This window comes from Vibrio sp. V03_P4A6T147, assembly GCF_002241085.1.
In the GTDB taxonomy this organism is placed as follows: domain Bacteria; phylum Pseudomonadota; class Gammaproteobacteria; order Enterobacterales; family Vibrionaceae; genus Vibrio; species Vibrio anguillarum.
The window spans coordinates 1-6,289 of the sequence record NZ_NDIO01000349.1 but is presented as its reverse complement, the minus strand read 5'-3'; the positions used below and the strand labels follow the sequence as shown (position 1 = coordinate 6,289).

Genomic DNA, 6,289 nt, shown 5'->3' with positions numbered 1-6,289 from the left:
TTAATAGCTATCCTAGGGTTCAAATCCCTATCTCTCCGCCAAATATCAAGAAAAAGCCTTTGATTATCAGAGGCTTTTTCTATTTATAGCATTTGGAAACTTTAGATGATTAAAAACTCATGTGTCTGGAAGATGCAATCATGTTTGGTCACCGCCTCTTCCTCAATACATCAAGAACGAATCACACGAATACCGATAGGTAAGAAGACATAGCCCGCGCACTATGCGTTTCAATCAACCGTAGAAGAGACCGAAGCCAGCAAATCTGTTGGGCTAGTCCAAGTATAAACCCACTCTTTAATATCTTGCCCACAGGGAGACCGCCATAAACGCTCTCCTTTAGGTCGACCAGCTAAGTAGTCGTAAAATTCGATGGCTTGCTTATTGTCCGCCATCACTTCCAAATACACACCGCTATTAGGGAAATACTGCTCAAACCATGCCGCCATCTCTTGAATCAACTGGCGACCAATCCCCCTTCCTCGATAATTTTCATCAATGTGCAGAGACTCGATAATGCTGCCTTTGTCAAAATCGTGGTTACCAAAGGCGCAGATAAACCCACACAGCAGCCCTCCCTCTTCAATCAGTAGGACATGTTGATTAAATGGTGGATTGATTAAGCGAGTTTGCCAAATCAGTAAACGGTCTTCTAGAACGTCGTTATCAAGGTACTCTTTGCCTAATATGCCTTGGTAGTGAGTTCGCCAACTTTGAGCGTGTAGCTGAGCAATTCTTTCAAAATCGCAATATTCAGCTGCTTTTATTTCCATATTCTAGTCCTTATTACTTCCTGTAAGGATTAACATCGTCTTTCATACTATTCGGTTCAAATAGAAAAGCAAAATATACTAGTCACAATCCCTTAAAAGAATCATTAAACCTCTTTGACTTACAGTTGTTCGCTGATATTCTAGCGAACAACTGTAAGCTCAAGGATTTTAATCATGAAATCGGCATCAAAACCACCACTTATCTGGATAAACATCGTCATTTTTAGCTTCAGCTTGGGCTTAGCGACGATTGCAGCCCCTTTGTATGGATGGCAATTTGGCTACGGCATGGAGCATTGGCTTTGGCTGATGATTTGTTTTTCCTTTTGCAACCTTTCCATTACCGCGGGATATCACCGTTTATGGTCACATAAAGCCTATGAAGCACATTGGGCACTGAGATTATTGTTTGCATTAGGTGGGGCGTTTGCACTGCAAAACAGTGCACTACATTGGTCTTCTGATCACCGAGTTCATCACAAGCATGTAGACAATAATGACAAAGATCCTTATTCAGCCAAACGTGGATTCTGGTTTTCACACATAGGTTGGATGCTGCGTCACTACAATAAAACCACGTATGATGACTACTCCAACTGCCGTGATCTGCAAAAAGATAAGATCGTCATGTGGCAGCATAAGTATTATGTGCCTTTGGCACTCGCAATGAACTTGGGCGTTCCTCTGATCCTTGGTTTTATTTATCACGATATACTGGGCATGTTACTGATCGTGGGTGCACTGCGTTTAGTGCTCAATCATCACACGACATTTTTCATCAATTCGCTGGCTCATATATGGGGTAGCCAACCTTATACTGATAAAAATACAGCCCGCGATAACGGTATTTTGGCTTTCTTCACTTTTGGCGAGGGCTACCACAATTATCACCATATTTTTGAAAACGATTATCGTAATGGGATTTATTGGTGGCAATACGACCCAACAAAATGGCTGATCAAGCTGTGTTCGTGGCTTGGGTTGGCTGGTAAACTGCGCACTTCTCCTCCCCTTAAGGTAGAAAAAGCGAAAGCGTTAATGGCATTAAGCCATGCGCAAAAACAGATCGCCGCGTTGCCCAATCAGCAACTCGTTATGGCCAGCATACAACGTGAATTTGACGCTTTAGTCATGCAGTTGCAAGAGTATTATGAATTAAAGAAACAGCTGCTCGAAAGTAAAAAAAACAATATGGTTCGTAGATATGAACACTCCCTATTGATGCTGCGCTATCGACAAGTGAAGCAACAATTAGCACTACAAAAATCCAATTGGCAGCTCATTGTGCGTCAGTACTCCTAAATTCATACTTTACAGATTTGATGAAGCCATGCCTTAAGTGGCTTCATTTTTCTTAGCTTAAATTATCCCCCCCCTCTAACAGAACTTCTAGCCGCATATTTGCTAAATGAATAGTTAGAACGACTAAAACATATTCAAAGTTAAAGAATTTTCAACTAGGTTATCAATTGATAATTTTATTGTTTTAGATCATCTAAAGCTCAACTTGCTCTCGTGCTACAGCATTCTTTTCGGTAAATTCCTTGTCATAAATTGATACACGTTTTTGCAATATTGTTCATAATTTCAGGAGACTTAAATGCTAGAGCTTTTAATTGGCTTGGCGGTAACAGTAGCGGTGGGTTATTTCATTGTTAAAGGTTACAAGCCAGCCGGTGTGTTACTCACCGCAGGTATCGTTTTACTGCTATTAACTGGCGCACTTGGCTATTCAGTGCTGCCAGCCAAAGTACCCTCAACCGGTAACACAGTAACGGATGCACTCGAATTCGTGAAATACATGTTGCGTTACAGTGGTGGCGGTTTAGGCATGCAAATTATGTTGCTGTGTGGTTTTGCTTCGTACATGACACACATCGGCGCCAACAATGTGGTTGTAAAACAGTTTTCTAAACCTCTTTCGGTTATTACATCCCCTTATATCTTGCTGGTTGCTGCTTACATTGTGGCGTGTTTGATGTCTTTAGCGGTGAGCTCAGCAACGGGTCTTGGCGTGCTGTTAATGGCCACTTTATTTCCGATGATGGTAGCGATGGGGATCTCTCGTCCGGCCGCAGTTGCGGTATGTGCATCTCCTGCTGCGATCATCCTTTCCCCGACATCCGGTGATGTGGTTATTGCGGCGGAAAAATCAGGCCTACCTTTACACGTTTTTGCCGTGGAAACGGTTCTTCCTGTTTCGATCTGCGCCATTATCGTCATGGCGATCGCGGCCTTCTTCTGGAACAAATATCTCGATAAGAAAGACAACACACCGATGGAAAAAATCGATGTTTCCGCCATCGAAGTGAAAGCACCGGCTTACTATGCGGCTCTTCCATTCTTACCTATTGTGGGTGTGTTCTTATTCAACGGAGAAACCATTCAAGGTTTGAGCCTTGATATTTACACCATTGTGGTCGGATCCATCTTCATCGGTGCATTGGTTGACTTCGTGACGAAGCGTTTTAAAGGTAAAGAGACGTTAGAAGATCTAGAATCATGCTACGCAGGCATGGCCGAAGCATTCAAAGGCGTGGTGATGTTGTTGGTTGCTGCGGGCGTATTCGCACAAGGTTTGATGTCGATTGGAGCGATTGATAACCTGCTTCATCTTGCAGAAACCGCAGGCGCAGGCGGCATAGCCTTGATGCTGATTTTGACAGGCCTTACCGTAGCAGCCGCTATTGCGACGGGTTCAGGCAACGCTCCGTTCTACGCCTTTGTTGAGTTAGCGCCATCGTTGGCGGCTAAATTGGGCGTGAACCCAGCCTTTCTCATTATCCCAATGCTGCAAGCCTCCAACCTTGGGCGCACCATTTCGCCAGTATCAGGCGTCGTTGTAGCAACAGCTGGTATGGGTCAAATCAGTCCATTTGAAGTGGTAAAACGCACTTCCGTTCCTGTCATCCTCGGTTTAATCACTGTCATTATTGGTACAGTAATCCTTGTACCGATGACAGCATAACGTTAACGAACAATCAGGGCGTCCAACAGGACGCCCTTTTTTCAAACCGCTATTTCCAAATAGGTGTTATTTACTCTCGCTATAGCGTTCCAAGTATAAAATCGTTGCTGCCGTGCGCGATGGGACGCGTAGCTTCTTCAGCAAACTCTTCATGTGCACCTTTACTGTCGACTCAGAAATGAACAGACGATCCGCAATTTGTTTATTCCGATACCCTTTCGCGACCTCTTTTAAAATCTGAGTTTCACGGTCGGTTAATGCCTCAAAAAGATCTTCATGCGTATGACGTTCGGCGAGGTACTGAGTAACAAACTCGCTGTACGCTTTTACACCCGTCGCGGCCTGTCTAAGCAGTTCCACCAGCTCATCTGGTTCTGTATCTTTAAGAAGGTAGCCATCAGCCCCCGCTTTCACCATAGCTTCAATATCGAGCGCACTGTCTGATACGGTTAAAATAACAATGGTAGCGGTTGATTCATCCGCACGAAGCGCTGTTAACGTATCGAGCCCTGACATGCCTTTCATATTCAAATCAAGCAGAATGAGATCCGGCTCGATGTCATGTGCCAAAGCGATGGCTTCACTGCCGTTACAAGCTTCAGCAACCACTTCAAAGTCATCTTCAAAACTCAATAGTTGGTGGATACCACGTCTCATCAAAGGATGGTCATCTACCAACATTACTCTACATCTCGTCAAAATTTGTATCCTTTGAACGTTTATATTTCAATATAACTTCACACCCAGCATTGGGTGCGGAGGTTACTGACACTGCGCCATGCAGCCGCGCCGCTCTTTCTTGCATAATGCTTAATCCATAGTGATTGAGCCTAGCACGCTGTTGATCAAAGCCAACCCCATCGTCTTTGACCGTCACCATCACCTGATCGTCTAATTCATCACAGTTGACTTGAATAACATTAGCTTGAGCGTGTTTGATAGCATTGATAGTCGCTTCTCGGATCAATTGCAGTAAATGCACTTGTTGATGCGCATCTAAATCAATCGATGACAAATTATTATTAAGCACTATCTCCGCCGTAGTTTGCTCGCCAAGTTCCTCTAGCATGCCCTTGAGCGCTTGACCAAAATTGCCTTCTTTAATCGTTAGCCTAAAGGTGGTTAATAGCTCTCTTAACTGGGTGTAAGCGCCCGACAAACCTTGATCAATATCTAAAATGATTTGCTCTTTTTTCTCTGCGGCGTGCGGGGTCTCTGCTCGGCCAATCACGCGTTTTAGTAATGATACTTGTATCTTCAGATACGAAAGCGATTGAGCCAACGAATCATGCAGTTCCCGTGCGATGGTGGCGCGTTCTTCCATCAAGATCAACTGCTCGGCTTGTTTCTGCGCTTGATTATAATAAATAGCACGCGACAATATTTGTACGAAGTTATCAATCAAGGCGCTATTTGGACAAGGCAAGCTGTATTGCAGATACAAGTAACCCAGTTGCATCCCATCTAAGCTCAGCAAAAGCGGAGAAAGGGAGAACCCATTGCTCTCACCTTCGGATAAGCGCGTACTTTTACCCGCGTCATCACCAATTTCTAACTGGGCAAATGTGACCCCTTCAATGGTGACCAAGTGTTGCAAAATCGCTTGGAAATTATCTTGGCTAATGCGCGATGCGGTTAGCTCTTGCGAGCAGTCATACAACACTTGCAGTGCTTGGTTGGCATTTTGCAACTTATGGGTTTTCTCATTCACCGCTTGCTCTAAACCGAGGTACAGCTTACCAAGGTCGGTGGCCATTTTATTAAACGTGCGGGTTAAGATCCCCATTTCATTATGGCTGGTGACATTGAGCGATACATCAAATGAACGGTTTTGGATCTGCTCACTGGCGGTCACTAGCGAACGCAATGGCCCCACCACTTCCTTACGAATAAAATGCACCACAAACAATGAGATACACAACACACCACCCAACCCCATGCCGCCAAACCAAGCCAGTTGGATCAGCTTTTGTTCTGAGAAGTGCTGCAACTTAAAGACAAAACGGTCGATTTGGCTGACAAATTTCGCTACCTCATCAAGATAGCGGTCTTTGTTCTCGCTATTTAACAAGCTTTTCAGTTCGTGCCAACGAATGATCAACTGATAATAATCTTTGGTGATGTCGTTTGGCACAGGCCAACGCTGCAATGCTTTCATTGATGGTGAATAAAGCGAACGTTCAAAAAGATAAATGTGAGATGAATAATCCACCGAGTTACTTTGAATATCATGTGCTAATCGATAGCTTTGCATACGCATTGAACCAGCAACGTTCACCGCTTCCGCATCATTGAGTGAGGAAGCGAGTGTAAAAATGGCGTAGCCTGTGATGGCAACCGATAACAGTAAAATCGACACCATGGCTTTGGCAATGGTGCTGGTGACCGACTGTTTGGATCGTTTTCTCAAAACATCTCTCCGTAAACCTCTCCTTGCCTATTGTATCTGATTGGGCGCCGCTGTCGTTAAAGCCATTCAATATGTGATCACTCGCGCTTGAATTTATTGATCTAAAACAACATGACTAGCCAATTACCTCCTTGGGGG

General features: G+C 44.2%; 5 protein-coding genes. 2 read left to right on the top strand and 3 right to left on the bottom strand.

Translation table 11 applies throughout. The annotated features are described in order from the left end of the window. Window positions 1-230: 230 nt before the first annotated feature. Window positions 231-773 carry a GNAT family N-acetyltransferase gene (locus tag B9J84_RS13600; RefSeq protein ID WP_013868537.1) on the bottom strand — a complete coding sequence of 181 codons (543 nt, stop codon included), beginning with the start codon at window positions 771-773 and terminating at the stop codon, window positions 231-233. Between the two features lie 174 nt (window positions 774-947). On the opposite strand from B9J84_RS13600, the gene B9J84_RS13595 reads away from it, so the two are divergent. Both B9J84_RS13595 and dcuC read left to right on the top strand, forming a co-directional pair. Continuing rightward, a complete protein-coding gene (locus B9J84_RS13595) occupies window positions 948-2,075 on the top strand; it encodes a fatty acid desaturase (protein ID WP_094124366.1) in 1,128 nt (375 codons plus the stop codon). A 298-nt stretch (window positions 2,076-2,373) separates the two neighbouring features. Further along, window positions 2,374-3,741, top strand: coding sequence for an anaerobic C4-dicarboxylate transporter DcuC (gene dcuC / locus B9J84_RS13590; RefSeq protein ID WP_019281627.1), 1,368 nt, complete (start codon window positions 2,374-2,376; stop codon window positions 3,739-3,741). A 66-nt stretch (window positions 3,742-3,807) separates the two neighbouring features. Here the strand turns inward: dcuC and B9J84_RS13585 are convergent, their stop codons facing one another. Both B9J84_RS13585 and narQ read right to left on the bottom strand, forming a co-directional pair. Continuing rightward, on the bottom strand, window positions 3,808-4,440 hold the full coding sequence (locus tag B9J84_RS13585; RefSeq protein WP_179217572.1) for a response regulator: 633 nt from the start codon (window positions 4,438-4,440) through the stop codon (window positions 3,808-3,810). Next, the gene (narQ, locus tag B9J84_RS13580) at window positions 4,427-6,151 is read right to left on the bottom strand and encodes a nitrate/nitrite two-component system sensor histidine kinase NarQ (protein WP_013868533.1); all 1,725 of its coding nucleotides are present in this window, start codon (window positions 6,149-6,151) and stop codon (window positions 4,427-4,429) included. Before narQ ends, B9J84_RS13585 begins: the two co-directional genes overlap by 14 nt. Window positions 6,152-6,289 lie beyond the last annotated feature (138 nt).

What these genes read in the sequence shown, in the direction of transcription:
- dcuC (WP_019281627.1), top strand. Translation starts at nt 2,374, where the DNA reads ATGCTAGAGCTTTTAATTGGCTTGGCGGTAACAGTAGCGGTGGGTTAT.
- B9J84_RS13595 (WP_094124366.1), top strand. Translation starts at nt 948, where the DNA reads ATGAAATCGGCATCAAAACCACCACTTATCTGGATAAACATCGTCATT.
- B9J84_RS13600 (WP_013868537.1), bottom strand. Translation starts at nt 773, where the DNA reads ATGGAAATAAAAGCAGCTGAATATTGCGATTTTGAAAGAATTGCTCAG.